Raw genomic sequence first — 23,709 nt, 5'->3', positions numbered from 1 at the left:
CAGCGTACAAGCAAAGAGGAGGCATCAAGTGGTCGACGCACATCGGACGTTCGTCATCGTCGGTGGTGGTCTGGCCGGGGCCAAGGCCGCCGAGACCCTCCGTGCGGAGGGCTTCACCGGACGCGTGATCCTCATCGGTGACGAGCGCGACCACCCCTACGAGCGCCCGCCCCTGTCCAAGGGCTATCTCTCCGGCAAGGAGGAGCGCGACAGCGTCTTCGTCCACGAGCCCGGCTGGTACGCGCAGGCCGATGTGGAGCTGCATCTCGGCCAGACCGTCGTCGCCGTCGACCGGGAGACCAAATCGGTCCGGCTGGGCGACGGCACCGTCCTCCACTACGACAAGCTGCTGCTGGCCACCGGCTCCGAGCCGCGCCGGCTCGACATCCCCGGCACCGAGCTCGCCGGCGTCCACCATCTGCGCCGCCTCGCCCACGCCGACCGGCTGCGCCGGGTCCTCGCCGCACTCGGCCGCGACAACGGCCATCTGGTCATCGCGGGCGCCGGCTGGATCGGCCTGGAGGTCGCCGCCGCGGCCCGCGGCTACGGCGCCGAGGTCACCGTCGTCGAACCCGAGCCCACCCCGCTGCACCAGGTCATCGGCCCCGAACTCGGCCAGGTCTTCACCGAACTGCACAAGGAGCACGGCGTCCGCTTCCACTTCGGCGCCCGCCTCACCGAGATCACCGGTCAGGACGGCGTCGTCCTCGCCGCCCGCACCGACGACGGCGAGGAGCACCCGGCCCACGACGTGCTCGCCGCGATCGGCGCCGCACCGCGCGCCGCCCTCGCCGAAGCCGCCGGCCTCGCCCTCGCCGACCGGGCGCACGGCGGCGGCATCGCGGTCGACGCGCAGCTGCGCACCTCCGATCCGGACATCTACGCCGCGGGCGACGTCGCCGCCGCGCACCACCCGCTGCTCGGCTCCCGGCTGCGGGTCGAGCACTGGGCGAACGCGCTGAACGGCGGCCCGGCGGCAGCGCGCTCCATGCTCGGCCAGGACGTGAGCTACGACCGTGTCCCCTACTTCTTCTCCGACCAGTACGACCTGGGCCTGGAGTACTCGGGCTGGGCGCCGGCCGGCAGCTACGACCAGGTGGTGCTGCGCGGGGACGCCGGCAAGCGGCAGTTCATCGCCTTCTGGCTGAAGGACCGCCGGGTGCTCGCCGGGATGAACGTCAATGTGTGGGACGTCACCGGACCCGTCCAGGACCTCATCCGCTCCGGTGCCCAGGTGGACCCGGACGCCCTCGGCGACCCGTCCGTCCCCCTCACCACCCTCACGGGATGACGGGAGCAGGCAGGAGTGTCACCGCGCCACCGTAGACTTCACGCGTGGCAGGCAGGATCAACGATGACGACGTGAAGGCGGTGCGGGACGCCGTCCCGATCGACGCCGTCGTGTCCGAGTACCTCCAGCTGCGCAATGCCGGCGGCGGCAATCTCAAGGGGCTCTGCCCCTTCCATGACGAGAAGTCCCCCTCCTTCCAGGTCAGTCCGAGCAAGGGCCTGTTCCACTGCTTCGGCTGCCAGGAGGGCGGCGACACCATCGCCTTCGTGATGAAGATCGACCATCTCACCTTCTCGGAGACGGTCGAGCGGCTCGCCGCCACGGCGGGCATCACCCTGCGCTACGAGGAGGGCGGGTACAACCCGAGCCACCAGCGGGGCGAGCGGATCCGGCTGGTGGAGGCGCACAAGATCGCGGCGCAGTTCTACATCGAGCAGCTGGAGAACAGCGCCGAGGCGGAGACCGGCCGTGCCTTCCTCGCCGAGCGCGGCTTCGACCAGGGCGCCGCCCAGCACTTCGGCGTCGGCTACAGCCCGCAGGGCTGGGACCACCTCACCCGCTTTCTGCGCGGCAAGGGCTTCAGCGACAAGGAGCTGATCCTCTCCGGTCTCTCCCAGGACGGCCGCCGCGGCCCCATCGACCGCTTCCGCGGCCGGCTGATGTGGCCCATCCGCGAGATCTCCGGCGACGTCGTCGGCTTCGGCGCCCGCAAGCTGTACGAGAGCGACAACGGCCCGAAGTACCTCAACACCCCCGAGACGGGGATCTACAAGAAGTCCCAGGTGCTGTACGGCATCGATCTGGCCAAGAAGGAGATCGCCAAGGCCAGCCGCGCGGTCGTCGTCGAGGGCTACACCGACGTGATGGCCTGCCATCTCGCAGGTGTGACCACCGCGATCGCGACCTGTGGCACGGCGTTCGGCGGCGACCACATCAAGATCCTCCGCCGGCTGCTGATGGACAACGCCACCGCCGAGGTGATCTTCACCTTCGACGGTGACGCGGCCGGCCAGAAGGCCGCGCTGCGCGCCTTCGAGGACGACCAGAAGTTCGCCGCCGAGACGTCGATCGCGATCACCCCGGGCGGGATGGACCCCTGCGAGCTGCGGCTCGCGCAGGGCGACGACGCGGTGCAGAAGCTGGTCGAGACCCGCACTCCGCTCTTCGAGTTCGCGATCCGCCAGGTCGTGCTGCGTCACAATCTGGAGACCCCGGCCGGCCGCGCCGCCGCGCTCGACGAGGCCGCGCCCATCGTCGCGGGCATCAAGAACGTCGCGATCCAGCACGAGTCGGCCGTGCAGCTCGCCGGCATCGTCGGCATCCTCGACACCCAGTTCGTCGTCAAGCGCGTGGCGCAGCTGGCCCGTTGGGCCCGGGACCGCGGCGGCCGCGGCCCGGCCCCGACGCGCCCCTCCGCCCGGCAGCAGGAGCCCCAGGCCCCCGCGCTCCCGTCCGGCCCCGCGCTCAACCTCCGCAGCCCGGCCCACCGCACCGAGCGCGAACTGCTCAAGCTGGCGCTCCAGCACCCGGGCCTGGTCTCCCCGGCGTTCGACGCGTACGGAGTGGACGAGTTCACCGCCCCTCCGTACGCCGCGGTCCGCCAGACCATCGCCGAGGCGGGCGGTGCCGAACAGGGCACGCAGGACAGCTCCGGCTATCTCGCCCGCGTCCGCGACGCCGCCTCCAACGACACGGTGCGCGCGCTGGTCACCGAACTGGCCGTCGAGGCCGTGCACTCGAAGATCGTCGACGAGACCTATGCGGGCGTCCAGCTCGTCTCGGTCCGGCTGCGTGCCGTGGACCGCCGCATCAGCGAGGTGCAGGGCACGCTCGCGCGCCTCGGCCAGCACGCCGACCCCGAGCAGCACACCGCCGTGGCGAACGAGCTGTGGGTCCTCCAGCAGTACGCCCGCTCCCTGCGCAACCGCGGCGCCGACGCCCTCTAGGGGCCGTGGCCCACGGCCCCCGGACCCCGTCCCCGTAACCGTCCGGTCACGCACGGGACTCAAAAAGTCGTCGCACGCCCCTCGTGGCAGCTGTGTGTCGTACCCCACACTGGGGGCGGTGCCTGAGTCCTCGGAGCGCGGCCGGTCCACACCGAGTGGGCCTCTCGACCCCGCGGATCCGCTCATCGTGTACGGGACGGAAAGCGGCCCGGCCGCCCCCGTCCCGCTGCCGTACGCCCCCGATCCGGCAGCGATCACCCTGGAGGTCGCCCCCGTGCAGACCCAGACCCTGACCGAGACCGAGGCTGCCGCCGACGTCTCCGCGCAGGTCCCCGCCCAGAGCCTGCCCGCACACCATCCCGAGGCCGTTCCCGAAACGGTCGCGGAGACCGTCGTCGAGGACGCAGTGGAAGTACCCGATCCGCCCGAACCCGCCCCCGCCGCCCGAGCAGACTCCGGCGGGCCGTCCTCCGACCTGTTCCGCCAGTACCTGCGGGAGATCGGCAGGATCCCGCTGCTCACGGCGGTCGAGGAGGTGGACCTCGCACGGCGGGTCGAAGCGGGCCTGTTCGCCGAGGAGCGGCTCGCGGGCACCCCCGACATCGACGACTCCCAGCTCGCCGTCGACCTCGACAAACTGGTCGTGATGGGCCGGATGGCCAAGCGCCGGCTCATCGAGGCGAATCTGCGGCTCGTCGTCTCGGTCGCCAAGCGCTACGTCGGCCGCGGGCTGACCATGCTCGACCTGGTCCAGGAGGGAAACCTCGGCCTGATCAGGGCGGTCGAGAAGTTCGACTACGCCCGCGGCTACAAGTTCTCGACGTACGCGACCTGGTGGATCCGGCAGGCCATGTCCCGCGCGCTGGCCGACCAGGCCCGCACCATCCGCGTCCCGGTGCATGTCGTCGAACTGATCAACCGTGTCGTGCGGGTCCAGCGCCGGATGCTCCAGGAGCGCGGCTACGAACCCACCGCCGAAGAGGTCGCCGCCCAGCTCGACCTGGCGCCCGAGCGGGTCGGCGAGGTGCTGCGGCTCGCCCAGGAACCGGTCTCGCTGCACGCGCCGGTGGGGGAGGAGGACGACGTCGCCCTCGGCGATCTCATCGAGGACGGCGACGCCGCGTCACCCGTGGAGTCCGCCGCGTTCCTGCTGCTGCGCGAACACCTCGAAGCGGTGCTCTCCACCCTCGGTGAGCGCGAACGCAAGGTCGTGCAGCTGCGGTACGGGCTGGTCGACGGCCGCCCGCGCACCCTGGAGGAGATCGGCCGGATCTTCGGTGTGACCCGCGAACGCATCCGCCAGATCGAGTCCAAGACCCTCAACAAACTGCGCGACCACGCCTTCGCCGACCAGCTCCGCGGCTACCTGGACTGACACCCCGGACCTCCGGGCAGCCGCGGGGCTCCCGCTCTCACTCCACCTCGACGACCGCCTGCGCGAACTGTGCCGAATACAGCCGCGCATAGGCGCCCTCCGCCGCCAACAGGCCGTCGTGCGTGCCCTGTTCGACGATCGCCCCGTTCTCCATCACCAGGATCACGTCCGCGTCCCGGATGGTGGAGAGCCGGTGGGCGATCACAAAGCTCGTACGGCCGTGGGCGAGACGTGCCATCGCCTTCTGGATCAGGACCTCCGTACGCGTGTCGACCGAACTCGTCGCCTCGTCGAGCACCAGGATCACCGGGTCGGACAGGAACGCCCGCGCGATGGTGATCAGTTGCTTCTCGCCCGCGCTCACACCCGCGCCCTCGGCCCCGTCGTCGCCGAGCACCGTGTCGTAGCCCTCGGGCAGCGTACGGATGAAGCGGTCGGCGTGCGCGGCGCGCGCCGCCTCCTCGATCTCGGCCCGCGTCACGTCCCGGGCGGCGCCGTAGGCGATGTTGTCCGCGATGGTGCCGCCGAACAGCCAGGTGTCCTGGAGCACCATGCCGATACCGGACCGCAGTTCCTCCCGCGACATGTCCGCTATGTCGACGCCGTCGAGGCTGATCCGCCCCGCGGTCACCTCGTAGAACCGCATCAGCAGATTGACCAGCGTGGTCTTGCCGGCGCCGGTCGGGCCGACGATCGCGACCGTGTGGCCCGGCTCCACCGTCAGCGACAGATCCTCGATGAGCGGCTTGTCCGGGTCGTAGCGGAAGGCGACCTTCTCCAGCGCGACGCGGCCGAGACGCCGCTCGGGGCGCCCGGCGGAGGGTGCGTCGGCCTCCTGCTCCTCGGCGTCCAGCAGTTCGAAGATCCGCTCGGCGGACGCGACACCCGACTGGATCAGGTTCGCCATGGAAGCGACCTGGGTCAGCGGCATCGAGAACTGCCGGGAGTACTGGATGAAGGCCTGCACATCACCGATCGACAGGGCGCCGGACGCGACCCGCAGTCCGCCGACGACCGCCACCAGCACGTAGTTGAGGTTCGAGACGAAGAACATCAGCGGCTGCATCACACCGCTGTTGAACTGCGCCTTGAATCCGGCCTCGTACAGCGCCTCGTTCTGCTCGGCGAAGTCCCTGGCGGACTCGTCCTGCCGTCCGAAGACCTTCACCAGGGCGTGGCCGGTGTACATCTCCTCGATGTGGGCGTTGAGCGTCCCGGTGGACTTCCACTGCTGCACGAAGTGCGGCTGTGACCGCTTGCCGACCTTCGTCGCCACGAACACCGACACGGGCACGGTGACGAGGGCGACCAGCGCCAGCAGCGGCGAGATCCAGAACATCATCGCCAGCACACCGACGATGGTGAGCAGCGAGTTGATGAGCTGGCCCATCGACTGCTGGAGAGTCTGCGAGATGTTGTCGATGTCGTTGGTCGCCCGGCTCAGCACCTCGCCGCGCTTGGCCCGGTCGAAGTACGACAGCGGCAGCCGGGACAGCTTCGCCTGGACGTCCTCACGCATCCGGTACACGGCCCGGTTGATCACCCGGATCGACAGCCGGGTCGAGACCAGCGCCAGCAGCCCCGAGATCACGTACAGCGCGAGCGCCACCAGCAGCACATGACCGACGGTGGTGAAGTCGATGCCCTCGCCGGGCGTGAAGTCCACCCCGGACAGCATGTCCGCGAGCCCGCCCTGGTCCTTGTCCCGCAGACCGTCGATCGCCTGGGACTTGGTGGTCCCCTCCGGCATGTCCCGGCCGACGACACCCGCGAAGACGAGGTCGGTCGCCCGGCCCAGCACCAGCGGCCCGACCACCGAGAACGCGACGCTCAGCACACCCGCCGCGAGCATCACCCACAGCAGTCTCCGGTCGGGCGCGAGCCGCTTCAGCAGCCGCTTGCCCGAGCCCTTGAAGTTCATGGACCGCTCGACCGGGCCCATCATCATGCGTCCACCCGGCCCGCTCATGCGGCTTCAGCCTCCGTCAGCTGCGAGAGCACGATCTCCCGGTAGGTCTCGTTTCCCGCCATGAGCTCGCGGTGGGTTCCCGCCCCCACGACCTGCCCCTCGTCCAGGACCACGATCCGGTCCGCGTCACGGATGGTGGACACCCGCTGGGCGACGATGACCACCGTCGCCTCCGAGGTCTCCAGCGACAGGGCGGACCGCAGCGCCGCGTCGGTCGCGTAGTCCAGCGCCGAGAACGAGTCGTCGAACAGATAGATCTCCGGGCGCTGCACCAGCGTCCGGGCGATCGCGAGCCGCTGGCGCTGACCGCCGGAGACGTTCGTGCCGCCCTGCGCGATCGGCGCGTCGAGCCCGCCCTCCAGCTCGCGGACGAAGTCGGCGGCCTGCGCGACCTCCAGCGCCTGCCACAGGTCCTCGTCGCTCGCGTCGGGCTTGCCGTACCGCAGGTTCGTCGCCACCGTGCCGGAGAAGAGGAACGGCTTCTGCGGGACGAGTCCCACGGTCCGGGCCATCAGCGCCGGTTCGAGTTCGCGGACGTCCACCCCGTCGACGAGCACCTCGCCGCCGGTGGCGTCGAACAGCCGCGGCACCAGACCGAGCAGCGTCGACTTTCCGCTGCCGGTCGAGCCGATGATCGCGGTCGTCTCGCCCGGCCGCGCCGACAGCGAGACATCGCGCAGCACCGGCTCCTCGGCCCCGGGGTAGCGGAACTCGGCGCCGCGCACCTCCAGATACCCCCGCCGGTGCAGCTTCCGCACCGGCGCGGCGGGCGGCACCACACTCGACTCCGTCGCCAGGACCTCGTCGATCCGCTCGGCACAGACCTCGGCGCGCGGCACCATCATGAACATGAAGGTGGCCATCATCACGGCCATCACGATCTGCATCAGATAGGCGAGGAACGCGGTCAGCGCGCCGATCTGGATGGCGCCGCTGTCGACGCGGTGCGCACCGAACCAGACCACGGCGACGGACGAGACGTTCACGACGGTCAGCACGGTCGGGAACATCAGCGCCATCAGCCGGCCGGTGGCCAGGGACACATCGGTCAGTTCCGTGTTCGCCCCGCGGAAGCGGTCCTTCTCGTAGCCGTCCCGGACGAAGGCGCGGATCACGCGGTTGCCGGTGATCTGCTCCCGCAGCACCCGGTTCACCGTGTCCAGCCGCTCCTGCATGGTCCGGAACAGCGGCCGCATCCTCTTGACGATCAGCGACACCGCGATGCCGAGCACCGGCACCACCGCCAGCAGCACGGTGGACAGGGTCACGTCCTGGCCGAGCGCCAGCACGATGCCGCCGACACACATGATGGGAGCCGACACCATCAGGGTGAACGCCATCAGGACCAGCATCTGCACCTGCTGGACGTCGTTGGTCGTCCGTGTGATCAGCGACGGTGCTCCGAAGCGCCCGACCTCGCGGGCCGAGAAGCTCTGCACCCGGTCGAAGACGGCCGCCCGCACGTCCCGTCCGAGGGCGGACGCGGTCCGCGCCCCGTAGTAGACGGCACCGATGTTGCAGGTGACCTGCACGAGACTGATGCCGATCATGAGTGCGCCGAGCCGCAGAATGTAGCCCGTGTCACCCTTCACGACACCGTTGTCGATGATGTCGGCATTGAGCGTGGGCAGATACAGAGTGGCGCTGGTCTGCAGCAACTGCAGCGCCACCAGCAGGGCGATGGGTCGTGTGTACGGACTCAGATGGGTCCGCAGCAGTCGTATCAGCACGCGCTGTCTCTCGGGCTCGGCAAGATCGGGGGGTCACCCCATCTTGCGGCACTCCGCCCCCCGAACCCCACGGGTTTGATTCAAAGCAGGGTCAAGATGTCGGGCCGAAGGCGCCGGGGTGCAACTGCTCCCGGGTCGCGGTGTACTGCTGGCGCACGGCCTGACCCACCGCCAGTTCGTCGCCCGGCTCGAAGAGCTGCGCCGCGGCGTCCTGCCAGATCGGCGGGGACGCGGGGGACAGCATCCCCCGCGAGGCCCCGAGCGCCCAGGCCGCCTGCCGTGCCGCGCCGAGTGCCGCGTAGTCGGCGGGCTGCGGCACGACCACCTGTGCGCCGAAGATCCCGGGGGCCGCGGACTGCACGGCCGGCAGCTCGGCGCTCGCACCCAGCAGAAAGACCCGGCGCACCTCGACGCCGCGGGCGCGCAGTACGTCCATCGCGTCGGCGAGCGAGCAGAGCATGCCCTCGAAGGACGCCCGCGCCAGATGCTCGGGTCGCATCGACTCCCGGCGCAGACCGGTCAGGGTGCCCGCGGTGTGCGGCAGTTGGGGGGTCCGCTCGCCCTCCAGATAGGGCAGCAGGACCAGCCCGGAGGAGCCGGGCGTGGACTTCATGGCCAGCGCGGAGAGTTCCTCGAGGCCGTCGACCCCCAGCAGGTCGGCGGTGCCGCGCAGGGCCCGTACCGCGTTGGAGGTGTGCACGACCGGCAGATGCATGCCGGTCGCGTCCGCGTACGACGTGATCATTCCGCTGGGATCGGCCAGCGCCTCGTGGTGCACGGCCATCACGGAGCCGGAGGCCCCGAGCGAGACCACGGCGTCGCCGACGCCGACGCCGAGACCGAAGGCGGCGGCCATCGTCTCGCCGGTGCCGGCGGAGATCAGCAGACCTTCGGGAGTGGTGCCCGCCGCTTCGGCCGGGCCGAGCACCTCGGGGAGCGCGCACTGATGGCCGAGAGCCAGCTCCACCAGGTCGGGACGGTAGGAACCGGTGCCCGCCGACCAGTACCCGGTGCCGGAGGCGCCACCACGGTCGGTGGTCCGGCGGACCGGCCGGCCGAGCAGCTGCCACACCAGCCAGTCGTGCGGCTGGAGCACCGCGGCCACGCGCTGGGCCGCCTCGGGCTCGGAGCGCGCCATCCAGCGCAGCTTCGCCACCGGGTGCGCGGCCTGCGGCACCGAGCCGACCGCCTCGGCCCAGGGCTGACGCCCGCCGAGTGCGTCGATCAGATCCGCCGCGGCGACCTGCGCGCGCTTGTCGTTGCCGAGGAGCGCGGGCCGGACGAGTCCGCCCTGACGGTCCAGCGGGACCATGCCGTGCTGCTGGGCGGAGACGCCGATGGCCTGCACACCTTCGAGCAGGCCACCGGCCGCCGCCTCGCCGAGCGAGAGCAGCCACGCCTGCGGATCGGCCTCGGTGGCTTTGGGCTCCACCGGATGCGGGGCATAGCCCTGCCGCAACACGGCACCCGTGTCCGCGTCACAGACGACGATGCGGGTGAATGCAGACGAACTGTCCAGACCGGCGACTATCCCCATGGGGAAAGATTCTGCCGCACATGTGGAGCGGCGGCGTCACGTGTTGGTCGTTCCCCATTCGTCCTCCCTGCCGGAGCTGCGCTCCCGCAGGGACCTGACCCGCTCGGAGACCGAGTCCGGCATCCGGTCCCCGACCTTGTCGCTCACCGCGTGGAAGGCCTTGCCGGCCACCTCGCGACCGTTGTGCGCCGCAGACTCCGCGGCATTGCGCACGGCGGGGTTCTGCGACAGCTGGCGCACGGACTTCTTCAGCTGCTCGTAGCGCTCACGGCCGGCCCGTGTGCCGATCACATAGCCGACAGCCAGTCCGACGACGAACGTGACCTTGTACCGCATGTCTGCCACCCTTCCCTTACGTCGGTGCTGGGCGCCTACCCGTGATCGCCCCTGATCACCCGGGGGCATACCGATTGGCGGAGCACCCCCCTGCTTGCGCTAATGTATGTGTCGCAGCGAGCGCACGCCCTCCGGGACGCCCGGGTTGGGTACGTTCGGTGCACACGCAGCAATCCCCTGTAGCTCAATTGGCAGAGCAGCCGGCTGTTAACCGGCAGGTTACTGGTTCGAGTCCAGTCGGGGGAGCGCGATCCCCTGTAGCTCAATTGGCAGAGCATTCGGCTGTTAACCGGAGGGTTGCTGGTTCGAGTCCAGCCGGGGGAGCAGATACCGGAACAGGACCCCGTCGAGGGGTCCTTTTTCGTGTGCCCGGAGGCTGATCGACATCTCCTGGAACCGGGCAGCAGGCAGCGCAGTCCTCATGGTTGGGCGTTGCCGACCATCCGAGGCAGGAGATCGTATGAGCGGCTATGCTGCGGCAGACGGCGCGCACATTTGTGCGCGACGCGCCGTTAGGGGCGGTAGCTCAGCCGGTTAGAGCAGCGGACTCATAATCCGTCGGCCGTGGGTTCGAGTCCCACCCGCCCCACCGCACGCCGCGGGTGCAGGAACGTTCTCACCTGCTGTACCGCTGATCGATCCCAGAGGATCTTTCCCCGTCACGGGGCTAAGGTCGGCGCGTGAGCCGAACCGAGGAGCACGTCGAGGGCGCGGGGCCGTTCACAACCCGCCTGACCTGGCGGCTGTTGGACGGCGGTACCGCGGTCTGGGAATCGCGTCCGGCACGCAAGCGCGGTCTGCTCACCGTACGGGTCGCGGGCGAGCCGGAGCCCCGTTCCAGAAGAGCGGACAGTGTGTCGGTCGGCCGCTTGCGCCGGCTGAATGCCATCGCCGCGGGTGCGTTCACCGTCGGCGGCGCCCTGTTCGCCCTCGGGGCGGGGATCGCTCAGTTCGGTCCGCCCGGCGCGACGGGCGCCTGGGTCTACTTCGTCGGCGGCCTGTTCTTCAACACCGGCGGTTACGCCTCACTGCTCCAGGCGGTCAACGCTCCCCGCCGGGACAGCCGGGCCGGTGCGCTGGCCGCACAGCGCTGGAAATGGTGGAGCTACGAGCCCCAGCGGATCGATTGGCTCAGTACCTTCCTGCTGTTCGTGGGAACGCTGGTGTTCGGCATCAATCTGCTGAATTCTCTGCTGCAAGGGCTCTCGGTCCAGCAGGTGAACCGGCTGATCTGGGCCCCCGACATGGTCGGGTGCATCCTGTTCCTGATCTCGGGGCACCTCGCCCTGGTCGAGGTCTGCCACGGCCGGCCGGGCGTCCGTCCCCGGGACCTCGGATGGTGGATCGTCGCGGTCAATCAGCTCGGATCCGTCCTCTTCCTGGTTTCGGCACTGGCTGCCTTCACGCACCCCTCGACGGGAAGCGTGGTGAACATCGTCGTCGCCAACTGGGGAACGCTCACGGGAGCGGCGTGCTTCTTCGTCGGCGGCCTGTTCCAGTTCTTCGAGCATCCCTGACCGAAGCAGCACCTGTGTGCCGGGCGTCTTCGGTCGTCGCGACTGCGTGGGAGCGAACCGCTCGCCCACATGGGTCCGCGGCACGCCCTGCCGGGCAGCTCACCTCCAGTTGTCGGAACCGGGATTGCCGCCCGCCGCCAGAGTCGCGAGCCGGTCCACGTAGTGCGTCCACCCCTCCTTGTGCGCGGCGCATGCCTCGGGGGTCGGCAGGCCGCTGTGGACGAGACGGAGCAGGGTGCCGTCGGGCACCGGTTCGAGCGTGATGTCGACCGTCGTGGAGCCGGGCGGGATGGACAGCGCGCCCTCGGTCCAGCCCCATGTGAAGACAAGGCGTTCGGGCGGATCGATCTCGACGAAGCGGCCCTCGGCGACGTTGTCGCCGACGATGTTCGTCCGGTAGGCGCCGCCGGGCTCGAAGCTGAACCGGCCGTCCTTACCCATCCAGAGCAGCCACTTGTTCCGGTCGGTGAGGAAGGAGAACACCGTCTCGGGCCGGGCGGCTATGGGCCGTTCCAGGGTGACCACGTCAGTACTCACGGCCTCGTCCCTTCGGACGTGTCGGACATGTGCCGTCTTGACGCAGCGTAACCAGGCCTCGGCCCCCGGGCACCTTCGGATACCGGGGGGTGGCCGCGTTTTCGGGCTCCTTGGGGCATCATCCAAGGAGGCTGGCATTTGCTACGGAAACGCAGCTTGCACCTTGTAGATGCGGCTCCGTGGCGCCTAACGTGGCGCACATGCAGTCCTACACCATCGGCCAGGCGGCCCGTCTGCTGGGCGTGAGCCCCGACACCGCGCGCCGCTGGGCGGACGCCGGAAGGGTCGCGACCCATCGCGACGACAGCGGCCGCCGCCTCATCGACGGCCGGGACCTGGCCGCGTTCTCGATCGAGGTCGCCCAGAGCGGCGCCGGCGAGGAGGACGTCTCCTACACCTCGGCCCGCAACTCCTTCCCCGGCATCGTCACCGCGGTCAAACTCGGCGACGTCGCCGCCCAGGTCGACATCCAGGCCGGGCCGCACCGGCTCGTCTCGCTGCTGACCAGGGAGGCCGTCGAGGAGCTGGGGCTCGAGGTCGGCATGCAGGCCACCGCCCGCGTGAAGTCGACCAGCGTGCACATCGACCGCGCCTGACCGCTTCTCCCGCTCGTCCCGTCCCACCGGGCCCTCCGGATCGCTCCGGATCGCCCGTCGCCCCGCAGCGGCGTCGCCCGTCACCGGCGCGGACTGCTCCGAACGCATCACCAGGAGTGCCACCGCATGACTGCCTCGTCCTTCCCCTTCACCCGCCGCCGTACCGCGGCCGCCCTGCTGACGGCGGCCCTTCTCGTACCGCTCGCCGCCTGTGGCAGCGACGACACGAAGGGCAGCCCCGCGGCCGAGGGCACCACCGCCTCCGGGACCGCCGCGGCGGATCTGACCGTGCTGGCCGCCTCCTCGCTCACCGATGTCTTCAAGAAGGCCGGGGCGGCGTACGAGAAGTCCCACCCCGGGACGAAGATCACCTTCTCCTTCGCCGGCTCCCAGGAGCTGGCCGCCCAGGTCAAGCAGGGCGCGCCCGCCGACGCCCTGGTCACCGCCGACACCAAGACCATGGACGGGCTGAAGGCCGACACCGGGAAGCCGACCGTCATCGCCAGGAACCGGCTGGTCATCGCGACCCGTGAGGGGAACCCGGAGAAGATCGATGAGCTGAAGGACCTGGCCGACAGCAAGCTGAAGGTCGTGCTGGCCGCGCCCGAGGTGCCGGTCGGCCGCTACAGCAAGAAGATCCTGGACGCCCAGAAGATCACGGTGAAGCCCGTCTCCCAGGAGCCGAACGTCCGGGCGGTGCTGAGCAAGGTCGAGCTCGGCGAGGCCGACGCCGGACTCGTCTACAAGACCGATGCCTCCACCGCGGCGGACAAGGTCGACGCGGTCGAGATCCCGGACGCGCAGAACGCCGTCGCCGCCTACCCGGCGGCGACGCTGAAGTCCTCCGAACACGCGCAGGCCGCGGCGGCGTTCGTGCAGTGGCTGAGCACGCCCGAGGCGCAGAAGATCCTTCAGGAGGCGGGCTTCCAGCAGCCGTGACCCTCTCGCGCGGCTGCCCGGGCCGGGGGCCGGGCAGCCGCGTGACCGGCCACGGAAGGCCCTGCGGACACGACCCAGCACTCCAGGAACCCCGATGAAACGCTTTCGCATCCGCGCCGACGACGACGCCCCGGGTACGGACGGGCGCCCCGCCGCCGCTGCCTCCCCGACGGCCGGCGGGCGCTCCTCCGGGATGCGCACCCCCGTCGCACTCGCCGTGCCCGCGCTGCTGGCGATCGCGTTTCTGCTGATGCCGCTGATCGGCATCCTCGCGCGTACCGAATGGGCGGGCCTCGTCACGCATCTGACCAGCCCGGGGGTCACGGAGGCGCTCCGGCTGTCGCTGCTCGTCTCCTTCTGGGCGCTCGGCCTGTCCCTGGTCCTCGGAGTGCCGCTCGCCTGGCTGCTGGCCCGGGTCGAGTTCCGGGGAAAGGTGCTCGTCCGCTCCCTGGTGCTGCTGCCGATGGTGCTCCCGCCCACCGTGGGCGGTGTGGCCCTGCTGCTCGGGTTCGGGCGCCGCGGACTGCTCGGGCCCTGGCTGGAGGGCACGTTCGGCATCACCCTGCCCTTCCACACCTCGGGCGCGGTGGTCGCCGCGACCTTCGTCGCGATGCCCTTCCTCGTCATCAGCCTCGAAGGCGCGCTCGGCGGACTCCGCCCGGCCTACGAGGAGACGGCCGCCTCGCTCGGGGCCTCTCCGGTACGGGTGTTCCTCACCGTCACGCTGCCGATGGTCGCCCCGGGCCTGATGGCCGGCGCCGCCCTCACCTGGGCCCGCGCGCTCGGCGAGTTCGGCGCGACCATCACCTTCGCCGGAAACCTCCCGGGCTCCACGCAGACGCTGCCGCTCCAGGTGTACCTGCTGCTCCAGGACCGGCCCGAGGCGGCGACCTCCGTGTCCCTGCTGCTGCTCGCCATCGCCATGGCCGTACTGATCGCTCTGCGGGGGCGGTGGACGGGTGGCCCGACGGCGGTTCGCTCCCCGGGGCGTTCGGCGGGCCGGCGCAGTGCCGTCGACGCCGCCGACCCCGTGGTGCCGATGGGCGCGGGCCCCGAGCCCGTTCCCCTCGCCGAGGAACTCCCGCGGGAGATCGCGCAGGTGCGGCAGGACTGCTCGCTGGAGGCGGAGGTCAGCGGCTTCGTCGAGCTCGCGCTGAACGCCGGACCCGGTACCACCGTCGCGGTCGTCGGCCCCAACGGCGCGGGCAAGACGACCCTGCTGCGCGCCCTGCTCGGGCTCACGCCGCGTGCCCATGCCGCACTCCGGCTCGGCGGCGCGGACGTGACCGGGCTGCCTCCGCACCGGCGGGGCGTCGCCTGGGTGCCGCAGAGCGGCGCGCTGTTCCCGCACCTGAGCGCGCTCGGCAACACCGCGTACGGGCTGCGCGCCCACGGTGTCCCGCGCGCCGAGGCGCGACGCAGCGCCCAGGCGTGGCTGGACCGGCTCGGGGTGGGCGGGCTCGCGCACCGCCGGCCCGCCCAGCTCTCCGGAGGTCAGGCCCAACGAGTGGCCCTGGCGCGGGCGTTGGCGGCCCGGCCGCGGCTGCTGCTGCTCGACGAGCCGCTGGCCGCGCTCGACCAGACCACCCGCGCCCATGTGCGCCACACCCTGCGCCGGCACCTGGAGGGTTTCGGCGGTGTCTGTCTGATGGTGACCCACGACCCGGTCGAAGCAGTCTCGCTCGCCGACCGGGTACTCGTCCTGGAGGAGGGGCGCGCACTCCAGGACGCCCGGCCCGCGGAGGTCACCCGGCACCCCCGCTCCCCGTGGGTGGCCCGGATGCTGGGCCGCAACGCCTGGACCGGTACCGCCGACGGAAACGGACTGAGGCTGCCGGGCGGCGGTTTCCTCGTGATCGCCGAGCCGCTGCCGGCCGGTACCGAGGCACTGGCCGTCATCGCCCCCGAGGCCGTTTCCGTGCACCGGGAAAAGCCGGGTGGCAGTCCCCGGAACGTGTGGCCCGGCACGGTCCGGGAAATCACCGCGACGGGCAGCCGTTTGCGTATTCTCGTCACTTCTTCTCGGGCCCCGGACCTGGTGGCGGAGATCACTCCCCAGGCGGCCGCCGAACTCGGGCTGGCGGACGGCACTTCCGTTTGGACAAGCGTCAAGGCGACCGAGGCAGTCGTCGTCACTTTGTGACCCTCCCCGATCTGTCGGGCCACATCCCAACCGCCCTGAGTTCGCCCGAACGGCCAGTAGTACCAGGGGAGTTGGCGAGAAGCCGACGCGCTGTCGGTATTCGACAACTCGATGCTCGAACGAGAGGTCCGCTGCACTCTTGTCATCGGGGAACCAGTCAACTCCGCGCAAGACCGGAGCAGTTCTTTTCATTCCCGTCGAGGGCCCGAATGGCCGCGGTTCGAGAACTCTTGTTCAGTGCCCGGCGGTTGTGCCAAGGTGAGCTTCCTCACGTCCGAACATGGCAACTTTTGTTCAACCGTTCGAATGGATCGCGGTACAGACCAAGTAGGCGCGCACCACCTTTCACCAACCGGAATCCCCGGCCGATTACGGGCCGGGGACGGCACTGCTCAACCCCCCACCGCATTGCCCTGGATGGAAAGACGTCTCATGCAGAAGCCCCGCACTCAGGGTCCCGTCCCACCTGCCCGCACCGGTCTCGACCCCGGGGGCTCCGACGAAGGCCTCGCTGCCGAGCTGCGGAGCGGCGACGGCGACGCCGAGACCCGCTCGGTGGCCGTGCTGCTCGCGAGGCACTGGCAACCCGTCTTCGACTACGCGTCGATCGGCACCCCTTCGGCCAAAGCGGCGTCCATGCTGGCCACGGCGGCGTTCAACAAGGTGCTCGAAAATCTGCGGCACGCGCGGACGACCGCCGCTCTGCGGCCCCTTCTGCTGCTCACGGCACGGCAGACCGCCAAGGCGTGGGCGGCCGACGAGCGGGTCACCGCCCTGCCCGAACTACGGAATCCCGAGACGGGCCGCACCGTACCGGTCGACATGTTCACCCTGGCCGAAAACCGGGCCCTGGTCGCCAGGTCATTCCAGGCAATGCCCGGCCCCGCCCAATGCCTCCTGTGGCATGTCGAGGTGGAGGCAGAGGGCATATCCGTACCGGCCGGTTTGCTGGCAACAGATCCGCGCACCGCGGCCGGGCAGCTCGATCAGGCACGGGAAATCTTCCGGGTGGGCATCCTGCGGTCCCATCTCGAACTCGCGCAGGACAAGGAATGCCGCCACTACAACCGGCTGCTCGATGTATCCCTGCGCCGCGGCGGCACGCTGATACCCGACATCCAGGCGCATCTGGCCACGTGCCGGCACTGCCGATTCGCCGCCGAACAGCTCGACCACGGAGGCGGCCGGCTCGCCCTGCTGCTGGCCGAGGGACTGCTCGGCTGGGCCGCCCAGCCCTATCTCGATTCCCGGCCCGCCCGGAACAACGCCCGCTACCAGGCACGGGCGGCCGCCGTGCACGGCCCGGTACGCGGTCCCGGCCGGCACTCGCGCGGCGGACACGCCCGCACGCTGTTCCCTCTCACCTTCCGGGGCCGCCGGATCACCCTGCCGCAGCGCGGCCGGGGCGCCGTCCTCACCGGTCTCGGCGTCGTCGCCGGTCTTCTGGTCGTCGCGACCCTCGTCAGCCAGCTGTGGGTGGACGACGGCAGCACCGCGGGTCCGCCCGCCCCGGGCGGCTCCGTCTCCGCGCCCCCCGCACCGGGTGGCCGGACCCCGGCCACTCCGGGCCCGCAGCCGTCGACGACCTCGGCCGCCCACCCGACCGGGCCCTTCAGCACACGACTGCGCAACACCGTGGCCGGTCTGTGCCTCGACATCCGCGACCGTCGCGCGCAGTTCGGCACCGAGGCCACGATGGCCGCCTGCACCACATCGGTCACCCAGCAGTGGGTCTACGAGAACGACGGCCTGCTGCGCAGCGGCGCGGCCCTCGAACTGTGCCTGAACTCCCACGAGCTCGACGGTGTGCTCGTGCTCGGTTCCTGCCCCGAGTCCTCGGCGCCCGACGCGTCCGACGTCCGGTACGACCTGACCATCCAGGGCCATGTGGTCCCCCGCTGGAACGAGTCGCTGGCGGTCGTCCCCAGCTCCACCGGGGCGGGGGCGCCGGTCGTGGTCAAGGTCCGCGACGGTTCGGCGGCGCAGCAATGGGCGACGGACAACGTTGCCGTCGGCACACCCAGGATGCGTCCGAGCGCCGACGCCCCGAACACGCAGGAGGTCAACGGGCCTTCGGGGCGCGGCAGTTCGTCAGCGCCGGCGGACGGTGAGCGGCACACCTCGGAGGGGCAGACGCGCCAGGGCGTGCCGAACGCCGATCTGCGCAGTGTCAGCGACGACGGGGGAGCGGCGGGACCGCCCGGCACCGCTCAGCACGCCGCCACGCTCCCCGGCCTGGAGCCCGCGCTCCAGCAGCTGCCCGCCGTCGTGGGAAGCCTCGTCGAAGCCGTGGACCACGACCTTCTCGAACCGGCCGGATCCCTCCTCCGTACGGAGGAGGCCACTCCTGCCGGCGGATGACGAGCGGCGGGCCCCGGCCGGGCAGAGTGGTCCCCGCAGGTTCCGGGGGAATGCGCGAGCCGGGGCCCCACCTCGGGGGCGGGGCCCCGGCTCGCGCATCCACACCGGGTGACGGTCACAGCGCGACGAACCTTCCGTGGCGGCCGGACGCCGCCGGCCGGCCCGGTCAGGAGAACGTGGGCATCTCACCCTTGGTGTTCTGCAGATCGATGACCGAGAAGACCGCGCCCTGCGGGTCCGCGACCGTCGCCGACCGGCCGAAGGGGCTGTCCGCCGGATCGTTCAGCAGCCGTCCGCCGAGCTTGACCGCCGCGGTCACCGCCGTGTCGCAGTCGGACACGGCGAAGTAGACGTTGGCGAACGGCGGGAGTCCGTCGGACGCGTCCTCCTCCGTCTTCTGCCGTCCCGCCACCGGGGCACCGCCGATGCTCCACAGATGGAAGTCCACGTCGTCGACGTCCATGCGCTGGACCTCGAAGGGAAAGACGGACGGGAAGAAGGAGTCCGCCTTGCGCGCGTCACGGGTGTGGACGTCGACCCAGGCGTAGGCGCCGGGCTCCCCGGTCTTCTCGAAGCCCTCGTGGGCGGCCGCCTGCCAGGCACTGAAGAACACACCGCTCGGGTCCTGGGCGCTCACCATGGTGCCGAACCCGCCGACCTCCATGGGCTCCATCATCAGGGTGCCGCCGTACTCCCGGATCCTCGCGGCGGTCGCGGCCGCGTCCGGGGTGGCGAAGTAGAGGTTCCAGGCCGCGGGGCTGTCCATGCCCGGCATCTGCGGGGAGAGCGCGGCCACCGCCTTCCCGTCCGAGTAGGCCTGGGTGTAGTCGCCGTACTCCTCCTGGCCCTCGCCGAAGGTCCAGCCGAGGAGGTCGGCGTAGAAGCTCTTCGCGGCCTCCAGGTCGAGGAACATCGCGTCCGCCCAGCAGGGCGTGCCTTCCGGTCGTACGGCCATGGGATCCCTGCCTCCCGTCGACGGGCGTGCTGTCCCCTCACGCTATTCGTCCCCGAAGACCCCCGCGCGGCGAAGCGGGAACTCCACGCCTCCCAGAAAATGTAAGGGGCTTGCCGGGCCACGGTCATAGACTTCCCGCCATGCCGCAGACCAGCCCCGCCCCCTCCGTGCGCCCGCGAATACTCGCCGACCTCACCCCGCTGCGCACCTCCGTCCACTACCGGCGGCTCTGGTTCGGCAACACGATCTCCTGGATCGGACAGGGGATGACCACCCTCGCGATCTCGCTCCAGGTGTACGACATCACCCGCTCCACCTTCGCGGTGGGGCTGGTCGGACTGTGCTCGCTCGTGCCGTTGCTGGCCTTCGGTCTGTACGGCGGCGCGATCGCGGACACCGTGGACCGGCGCCGGCTCGGGCTCATCAGCGCGAGCGGCTCAGCGGTGCTGTCGGCGGCTCTGGCCGCCGCGGCGTTCGCGGACTTCCACCATGTCTGGTTCCTGTACGGCGTGGTCGCGTTCCAGTCCGTGTGCGCCGCCGTCAACTCCCCGGCGCGCAGCGCGATGATCCCCCGACTGCTGCCGGTCGAGCAGCTGCCCGCGGCCAACGCCCTCACCTCGATGACCATGACGTCCGGGACGCTCATCGGCCCGATGCTCGGCGGGCTCGTCGTCGGGTTCGCCGGATACCAGACCGCGTACGCCATCGACGCCGTCGCCTTCTCCGCGTCCCTGTACGCGATGTGGCGGCTGCCCTCGATGCTGCCGGACCGTGCCGAGGGCGCGAAGAAGGCATCCGTCCTGGAGGGACTGCGGTTTCTGGCGACCCGGCCGAATCTGCGGATGACGTTCTTCTCCGACTTCTGCGCCATGATCCTGGCCCATCCGCGCGCGCTGTTCCCCGCCGTGGCCGTCCTCTGGTACGACGGCGACGCCCGCACCGCGGGCCTGCTGGTCGCGGCCCCGGCCCTCGGCGCGGTGCTCGGCGGGGTGTTCTCCGGCTGGCAGGGGCGGATCCGGCGGCAGGGGCTCGCGATCCTGCTCGCCGTCGGGGCCTGGGGTGCGGCGATCGCGGTCTTCGGGCTCACCCGCAATCTGTGGCTCGGGCTGTTCTTCCTCGGCCTCGCCGGGTTCGCTGACGCCATCTCGATGGCGTTCCGCAGCACCATGCTCCAGGCGGCCGTGCCCGACGAGTTGCGCGGCCGGCTCCAGGGCGTGTTCCTCGTGGTGGTCGTGGGCGGGCCGCGGCTCGGCGACTTCCTCGCGGGCAGCGCCGCGGATCTCAGCTCGCCGTCGGTGACGGTGACCGGCGGGGGGATCGCCTGTGTGCTGGCGGTCTCGCTGCTGGCACTGCGCTGGCGCGGCTTCGCCCGGTACGACGCACGGGACCCTCAGCCGTAGGCCCGCCCGAGCGGCGGGCCCGATGTCATTCCCGCGGGGCGACGATCCCGCGGACGACGCCGAGTTCGACCAGATCCTGCGGACGCAGCCGCAACTGGTCGGCGGTCCCGGGCACCTGCTCGGGCCGCCGCTTGAGGATCGCGGCGGCGAGCTCGGGCGCGATGACGGAGAAGTAACTGTCGGGGGTGGCCCAGGTGTTGCCGGGTGCGGCCAGGGCGAGGGCGCCGCCCGAACCGCCTTCACCGATGAGGAGGCTGGTGACCGGCGTCCGGGCTTCGGCGACCGCGGCGAACAGCTCGGCGATGGCGGCGCCCGCGCCGGAGCGCTCGGCCGCGGCGTCGTTGGCGGCGCCGGGTGTGTCGATGAGGGTGAGCACGGGGAGCCCGAGCCGGCCGGCCATGCGCACGACGCGTGCGGCGGTGCGGTAGCCGGCCGGGAGGGTGGCGGTGCCGCACTGTGCGACGAAGGCGACGGCCCGCCCCTCGTGCGTCCCCACCCCGCAGAGCATCCCGGGGTCGACCCCGCCGCACCGGTCGCCGCTGAGGGTCCTGCGCCGGCCGAAGTACGCGTCGAGATAGGCCCGGGCATGGGGACGCCCCGGTGCGCGGGCCTGGGTGACGGCGTCCCAGCCGGTGCGAGGGAGGGACGGCGCCCCGAGCGCGAAGGGGAGAGGCGCGGGACCGGACGGGGCCGCCCCCGTCTCCGCTCCACCGCCGACAGGTTCCACCGTGTCCGAGCGGCCCCGACCGGCCGCGTCCAGGGGCGCACGGTCCTCGTCCGCCTCGAAGCGGGCCCGGCCCGCACCCCCGGCCGCCGCCACCCAGAACGACACCGCCTCCCGCAGGTCCTCCGGCGCCACGATCTCGTCGATCTGGCCCGCGGCCAGCTGTGCCTCCGCCGTGTACGCCGACGGGTCCGCGTCCTGGGGCCGCACACGGGAGCCCGCGAAGCCGACCTGGGCCGACGGGAGGGCCAGGATCACATCCGCTCCCGCGCCCAGCGTCGCCCATCCGCCGCCCGTCGTCGGATCGCGCAGGACCGCGATCTGCGCCACTCCCGCGGCACGCAGCCGCACCGACGCGGCCGCCACCCGCTGGAGCTGGGTCAGCGCGATCATGCCTTCCTGCATCCGGCTGCCGCCTGTCGCGATCAGCGACACCAGCGGACTGCCCAGCTCGCGGGCCCTGTCGTACGCCGCCTCCAGCCGGTCGCCGGCCCGGCTGCTCAACGAGCCGCCGAGGAAGCCGAATTCGAAGGAGATCACCACACACGCACGGCCGCCCACCGTGGCCTCGCCGTACACCACGGACTCGGTGGACCCCGTGCGCCGGGCCGCCGCCGCGCGCTGGTCGCCGTACCCCTCCCAGCCGATCGGACCGTCCGGCGCGTCCCGCTGTCCGTCGAGCGCGCCCCGCTGTTCGACCGGCGCCGCCTCGGTGAAGTCGTCGCAGATCAACGCGATCGCCGCGGATGCGCTCAGCCGGTCAGCCATGCAGCGCCCGCTTCATGATCTTGCCCATGTCGTTGCGCGGCAGGGCGTCGAGGAAACGCACCGTCCGCGGCCTCTTGTGCGGAGCGAGCTGGGCCGCCACATGGTCGGCCAACTCGGCCTCGGTGGGCGGCGACCGGCGGTCCACCGGCACGATCCACGCCACCACCCGCTCGCCCAGATCGGCGTCGGCCTCTCCGGTGACGGCGGCCTCGCGGACGCCCGGGTGCTCCAGCAGCGCGTTCTCGATCTCGCCGGCGCCGATCTTGTAACCGCCGCTCTTGATCAGGTCCGTGGCCTTGCGGCCGACGATCCGCACGTACCCGTCCGGGTCGCGCACCGCCATGTCCCCGGTGCGGAACCAGTCGCCGTCGAAGGCCGCGGCCGTGGCGTCCGGCCGGTTCAGATACTCCGTGAACAGGTTCTCCCCGCGGACCTGGATCTCGCCGATGGCCGCGCCGTCGTACGTCGTGACCGGCGTGCCGTCCTCCTCGACGAGGCGCAGCTCCACCCCCCGCAGCGGCACCCCGACCGACCCCGGCCGAGGCTCGCCGTCGACCCGCACGCTGGTGTTCATCAGGGTCTCGGTCATGCCGTACCGCTCGATCACCGGGCGGCCCGTCGCCGTACGGATGCGTGTCTGGTCGTGCACGGGCAGCGCCGCCGAGCCGGACACCAGCAGCCGCGCGCCCGTGAGCGCCTTCGCCAACTCCCGGTCCTCGTCGAGTGATTCGGCCAACCGGTGGTACATCGTCGGTACCCCGAAGAGCATCGTGCCGCCGTCCGTCAGCTCCCGGGTGACACCCTCCACCGAGAACCGGCCCAGGTGCCGCACCTGGCCGCCCCGGCGCAGCGGGCCGAGGATGCCGAGGATCAGCCCGTGCACATGGAACAGTGGCAGTCCGTGCACCAGCACATCGGCGTCCGTCCACTCCCAGGCGTCCTCCAGGGCGTCCAGGCTCGCCGCGATGGCCCGGCGCGGGAGCACGGCGCCCTTCGGCGCGCCGGTGGTCCCCGAGGTGTAGACGATCAGGGCCGCGTTCCCCGGAGACGGCACCACGGGCGGCGGTCCCGCCTCGCCCGTCACCGGGATGTCGATGCGCTGCAACCGGTCCAGCCCGTCCGGCAGTTGCTCTCGCGCTGCCGCCAGGACGGCCGCCGGTTCGCTGTCCGCCAGGATGTGCGCCAGCTCGCGCTCGCCCGTTCTCGGGTTCAGCGGCACGACGGGGACCCCGGCCAGCAGCGCGGCCACCACTCCCACCGCTGTCTCCAGCGTCGGCGTGGCCCACAGCGCGATCCGGGACGCTCCGCCGATCCGTACGGCGAGCGAGCCCGCCGCGCCGGCGAGTTCCCCGTAGGTCAGACCGCGTTCGCCGAAGCGCAGGGCGGGCCGGTCCGAGCCGGCGGTCAGCGCCGGGAAGAGGTCAGTCACTCGTCGTCCTCCGTCTGATGCAGCGTGTCTGTGCCGCGCTGGGCCGGGTGCCGTCCCGACGTCCGCCGTCGCACCCGCCCGCACACAAGCCGGTCCTCGCACACACCATTGTCCCCCGCCGGATCACGGCACGGGCGGCGGGACGCCACCCCTGAC

General features: G+C 71.4%; 17 protein-coding genes and 3 tRNA genes. 12 read left to right on the top strand and 8 right to left on the bottom strand.

The window, feature by feature from the left end; all coding sequences use genetic code 11:
- Positions 1-28: 28 nt before the first annotated feature.
- The 3 genes from ACFWU3_RS11205 to ACFWU3_RS11195 all read left to right on the top strand — a co-directional run bounded on the left by ACFWU3_RS11205 (position 29) and on the right by ACFWU3_RS11195 (position 4,612).
- Positions 29-1,291 carry an NAD(P)/FAD-dependent oxidoreductase gene (locus ACFWU3_RS11205; protein ID WP_384434509.1) on the top strand — a complete coding sequence of 421 codons (1,263 nt, stop codon included), beginning with the start codon at positions 29-31 and terminating at the stop codon, positions 1,289-1,291.
- A gap of 44 nt (positions 1,292-1,335) precedes the next feature.
- Positions 1,336-3,237 carry a DNA primase gene (gene dnaG / locus ACFWU3_RS11200; RefSeq protein ID WP_384434506.1) on the top strand — a complete coding sequence of 634 codons (1,902 nt, stop codon included), beginning with the start codon at positions 1,336-1,338 and terminating at the stop codon, positions 3,235-3,237.
- 118 nt (positions 3,238-3,355) lie between these two features.
- A complete protein-coding gene (locus ACFWU3_RS11195) occupies positions 3,356-4,612 on the top strand; it encodes an RNA polymerase sigma factor (RefSeq protein ID WP_384434503.1) in 1,257 nt (418 codons plus the stop codon).
- Between the two features lie 37 nt (positions 4,613-4,649).
- On the opposite strand, the gene ACFWU3_RS11190 is transcribed toward ACFWU3_RS11195, so the two are convergent.
- The 4 genes from ACFWU3_RS11190 to ACFWU3_RS11175 all read right to left on the bottom strand — a co-directional run bounded on the left by ACFWU3_RS11190 (position 4,650) and on the right by ACFWU3_RS11175 (position 10,184).
- On the bottom strand, positions 4,650-6,581 hold the full coding sequence (locus ACFWU3_RS11190) for an ABC transporter ATP-binding protein (RefSeq protein ID WP_384434500.1): 1,932 nt from the start codon (positions 6,579-6,581) through the stop codon (positions 4,650-4,652).
- The gene (locus ACFWU3_RS11185; RefSeq protein WP_384434497.1) at positions 6,578-8,311 is read right to left on the bottom strand and encodes an ABC transporter ATP-binding protein; all 1,734 of its coding nucleotides are present in this window, start codon (positions 8,309-8,311) and stop codon (positions 6,578-6,580) included. The genes ACFWU3_RS11190 and ACFWU3_RS11185 overlap by 4 nt, the downstream gene beginning before the upstream one ends.
- Positions 8,312-8,402: 91 nt before the next feature.
- Entirely contained in the window at positions 8,403-9,848 is a 1,446-nt protein-coding gene (locus tag ACFWU3_RS11180) for an FGGY family carbohydrate kinase (protein ID WP_384434493.1), read from the bottom strand.
- 36 nt (positions 9,849-9,884) lie between these two features.
- Positions 9,885-10,184: a YtxH domain-containing protein gene (locus ACFWU3_RS11175; RefSeq protein ID WP_384434490.1), complete on the bottom strand. Its 300-nt coding sequence runs from the start codon at positions 10,182-10,184 to the stop codon at positions 9,885-9,887.
- A 173-nt stretch (positions 10,185-10,357) separates the two neighbouring features.
- Between ACFWU3_RS11175 and ACFWU3_RS11170 the strand changes: the two genes are divergently transcribed.
- The 4 genes from ACFWU3_RS11170 to ACFWU3_RS11155 all read left to right on the top strand — a co-directional run bounded on the left by ACFWU3_RS11170 (position 10,358) and on the right by ACFWU3_RS11155 (position 11,701).
- Positions 10,358-10,430 (top strand) — tRNA-Asn (locus ACFWU3_RS11170).
- Positions 10,431-10,435: 5 nt separating this feature from the next.
- Positions 10,436-10,508, top strand: a tRNA-Asn gene (locus ACFWU3_RS11165).
- Between the two features lie 191 nt (positions 10,509-10,699).
- Positions 10,700-10,773 (top strand) — tRNA-Ile (locus ACFWU3_RS11160).
- A 91-nt stretch (positions 10,774-10,864) separates the two neighbouring features.
- Positions 10,865-11,701: a hypothetical protein gene (locus ACFWU3_RS11155; RefSeq protein WP_384434487.1), complete on the top strand. Its 837-nt coding sequence runs from the start codon at positions 10,865-10,867 to the stop codon at positions 11,699-11,701.
- Between the two features lie 99 nt (positions 11,702-11,800).
- On the opposite strand, the gene ACFWU3_RS11150 is transcribed toward ACFWU3_RS11155, so the two are convergent.
- On the bottom strand, positions 11,801-12,238 hold the full coding sequence (locus ACFWU3_RS11150) for an SRPBCC domain-containing protein (RefSeq protein WP_384434484.1): 438 nt from the start codon (positions 12,236-12,238) through the stop codon (positions 11,801-11,803).
- A gap of 200 nt (positions 12,239-12,438) precedes the next feature.
- On the opposite strand from ACFWU3_RS11150, the gene ACFWU3_RS11145 reads away from it, so the two are divergent.
- From ACFWU3_RS11145 to ACFWU3_RS11130, 4 genes are all read left to right on the top strand, one after another.
- Positions 12,439-12,834, top strand: a complete 396-nt coding sequence (locus ACFWU3_RS11145) for a helix-turn-helix transcriptional regulator (protein ID WP_352209040.1) — start codon at positions 12,439-12,441, stop codon at positions 12,832-12,834.
- A gap of 126 nt (positions 12,835-12,960) precedes the next feature.
- A complete protein-coding gene (gene modA, locus ACFWU3_RS11140) occupies positions 12,961-13,773 on the top strand; it encodes a molybdate ABC transporter substrate-binding protein (RefSeq protein WP_384434480.1) in 813 nt (270 codons plus the stop codon).
- 193 nt (positions 13,774-13,966) lie between these two features.
- Positions 13,967-15,916, top strand: a complete 1,950-nt coding sequence (locus ACFWU3_RS11135; RefSeq protein WP_384434799.1) for an ABC transporter permease — start codon at positions 13,967-13,969, stop codon at positions 15,914-15,916.
- Between the two features lie 432 nt (positions 15,917-16,348).
- Entirely contained in the window at positions 16,349-18,277 is a 1,929-nt protein-coding gene (locus tag ACFWU3_RS11130) for an RICIN domain-containing protein (protein WP_384434476.1), read from the top strand.
- Between the two features lie 166 nt (positions 18,278-18,443).
- On the opposite strand, the gene ACFWU3_RS11125 is transcribed toward ACFWU3_RS11130, so the two are convergent.
- A complete protein-coding gene (locus ACFWU3_RS11125) occupies positions 18,444-19,232 on the bottom strand; it encodes a VOC family protein (RefSeq protein WP_384434473.1) in 789 nt (262 codons plus the stop codon).
- 140 nt (positions 19,233-19,372) lie between these two features.
- Here ACFWU3_RS11125 and ACFWU3_RS11120 point away from each other — a divergent pair, with 140 nt between their 5' ends.
- The gene (locus ACFWU3_RS11120; RefSeq protein WP_384434471.1) at positions 19,373-20,632 is read left to right on the top strand and encodes an MFS transporter; all 1,260 of its coding nucleotides are present in this window, start codon (positions 19,373-19,375) and stop codon (positions 20,630-20,632) included.
- Positions 20,633-20,657: 25 nt separating this feature from the next.
- On the opposite strand, the gene ACFWU3_RS11115 is transcribed toward ACFWU3_RS11120, so the two are convergent.
- Positions 20,658-22,124, bottom strand: coding sequence for a carboxyl transferase domain-containing protein (locus ACFWU3_RS11115; RefSeq protein WP_384434468.1), 1,467 nt, complete (start codon positions 22,122-22,124; stop codon positions 20,658-20,660).
- Positions 22,117-23,553, bottom strand: a complete 1,437-nt coding sequence (locus ACFWU3_RS11110) for an acyl-CoA synthetase (RefSeq protein ID WP_384434465.1) — start codon at positions 23,551-23,553, stop codon at positions 22,117-22,119. Before ACFWU3_RS11110 ends, ACFWU3_RS11115 begins: the two co-directional genes overlap by 8 nt.
- Positions 23,554-23,709: the final 156 nt, after the last annotated feature.

Source organism: Streptomyces sp. NPDC058685, assembly GCF_042714725.1.
In the GTDB taxonomy this organism is placed as follows: Bacteria; Actinomycetota; Actinomycetes; order Streptomycetales; family Streptomycetaceae; genus Streptomyces.
Note: the sequence above shows the minus strand (reverse complement) of the source record. Positions and strands in the feature narration are given on the sequence as shown.